Here is a 1,920-nt window from a genome sequence, read left to right on the forward strand (position 1 = left end):
AATCGGAATCATCGGTCAGTGATGGCCGCGACAAAAATTACAAAAATCAGGCGGTAGGCAGAGCTCAAAATTGGGTTTTTCTACAGCCTCGTTAGCTAGTGAGTACAAAAAGCACACAATGTGCTAAACTTTGACCCATGAAACCTATTACATGGAACCCAGAGAAGAACAAGCTTCTCCAAGCAGAAAGGAACGTCTCTTTCGAGGATGTGGTTTTGCATATTTCGGTTGGAGGCATCTTGGATACGTTCGAGCATCCAAATCAGGAGCGATATCCGGGGCAACAAATTCATGTGATTGAGATTGAGGGGTATGCGTTTTTGGTGCCCTTTGTGGAGTCAGAGGATGAGGTTTTTCTGAAAACGATCATCCCGAGCCGGAAAGCGACCAAAACCTATTTGGGAGGTCCAAAATGAGTAGGCTGGATAAAGAAGAGCAGGAAATTCTGGATGCATTCGATGCAGGAGAGCTGCAGAGGTCGCCAGACAGTGAAGACAGGAAACTGCGGCATCAGCAATACGCCGAGGCCATGTTCAAGAAAGATGCCCGTATTAACATCAGACTATCCTCCAAGGATCTTAGGGGGCTTCAGAAGAAAGCCCTGGCAGAAGGCATCCCCTACCAAACACTTGTTGCCAGCATCCTTCACAAATATGTGGAAGGTCGCTTGCACGAGGATCGATAGCTAACCAGGCCATGCACCGGATGCCAAAACCTCCGCTTCGCTGCGGTTCTGTCACCGGTGATGGCGGGCGTTGGGCACTGCAAGGGGATACTTCTTGGATAGTAAACTGATGAGCTTAGTCCAACGGTTGCAGATTCCTGACCGACCAAAAAAATGCGGCAGCTATTCCGGTCCACGCGTTGCGGTGATTTACGGCTTCATGGCCCGACGACTGATGCAGCGCAACTTGCTGCATTACCTTAGAAGCAAGGGCCTGTCAGACGTGACACTGTATGGTCACCTGCACTCGGTTGATTCGATATCAGATGACTTACAAGCATCACGTAACGAGGGGCAGAATCTCGTGATTCTCGGGTATAGTCAGGGCGGGTTCCAGGCGGTCAAGGTTGCACTTGAGCTTGAGCGGCGAGGTGTGGATGTTGCACTGCTCGTCAGCATTGCCGCAGGAGGGCTGGGGCGAGTATTCCCAGGACGGTGGGGTTTCGATCCTCGCACCGTACCGACAAATGTTGATGTGTGTCTTAACTTCTTCTCGAAGGGTGACCTGCTAGGGTGCGATCGAAGTCACCAAATGAACGAGGCTGTTGGGAGCAGAGCCTCGCAACGGGTCGAAAACCACATGTTTCATGCGCACGAGGGCGTAAGTCATATTGATCTGGTGAGGTGCTATCCAGAAAAAGAGATCAAACCTGCTGTGCGAACACATGTAATTGAAAGGATCATGACGGAGCTTAGCGGGCTCCAAGGGCCCGACGCCCAACCAGGCGCTCAAGCGGACAGTCCCGCCTTCGGCAGGCCTACCGCTTAGCTTCGCGATAACCCTTCCATCCGCCACTTTGCAAAAAAATCCGTCAATGACGTATATTGGTGGTCACGTTTACCATCATCGAAACCGCAACATTCGAAGCAGATGCCAGAAAAATTTGGACCGAGGAAGAGCGAAGTGCCTTCTTCGCCTGGTTGGCTAATGGTGAGATCTGGCTGTTGGTGATCTACAAGAAGGCCTTCAAGGAGAACATACCCGCGCATATCCTGAAGTCGATTCGTGAGGTACTGGAAAATGAGTAATGAGACTCTGAGTGCTGAGGAGCTTGGCAACAAGCTGCTCCAATCTGTTAAAGAAATGAAAGCGGGCAAAGCTGCGTAAACCGCTGAAGGTTGCCACCCATTCCACGTGAAGCCTGCCACCCGGACCGGAGCAAGGCTGCCACCCATCGGAGCGTAGCGACGCGGGG

The 1,920-nt window shown here is 51.6% G+C and carries 4 protein-coding genes; 3 read left to right on the top strand and 1 reads right to left on the bottom strand.

Annotated features, from left to right (window positions below; translation table 11 throughout):
* Window positions 1–239 precede the first annotated feature (239 nt).
* The 3 genes from ABIE59_RS19880 (at window position 240) to ABIE59_RS19890 (ending at window position 1,493) form a co-directional block, all read left to right on the top strand.
* On the top strand, window positions 240–416 hold the full coding sequence (locus tag ABIE59_RS19880; RefSeq protein ID WP_354449534.1) for a hypothetical protein: 177 nt from the start codon (window positions 240–242) through the stop codon (window positions 414–416).
* The gene (locus tag ABIE59_RS19885; protein WP_286810067.1) at window positions 413–685 is read left to right on the top strand and encodes a hypothetical protein; all 273 of its coding nucleotides are present in this window, start codon (window positions 413–415) and stop codon (window positions 683–685) included. Before ABIE59_RS19880 ends, ABIE59_RS19885 begins: the two co-directional genes overlap by 4 nt.
* A gap of 94 nt (window positions 686–779) precedes the next feature.
* Window positions 780–1,493: an alpha/beta hydrolase family protein gene (locus tag ABIE59_RS19890; protein ID WP_354449535.1), complete on the top strand. Its 714-nt coding sequence runs from the start codon at window positions 780–782 to the stop codon at window positions 1,491–1,493.
* On the opposite strand, the gene ABIE59_RS19895 is transcribed toward ABIE59_RS19890, so the two are convergent.
* Window positions 1,490–1,920 (bottom strand): hypothetical protein (locus ABIE59_RS19895; RefSeq protein WP_354449536.1); only part of this gene is annotated, 431 nt, incomplete at its 5' end. The genes ABIE59_RS19890 and ABIE59_RS19895 overlap by 4 nt on opposite strands.

The sequence above is a fragment of the Marinobacter sp. MBR-99 genome (genome assembly GCF_040547575.1).
Classification (GTDB): Bacteria; Pseudomonadota; Gammaproteobacteria; order Pseudomonadales; family Oleiphilaceae; genus Marinobacter.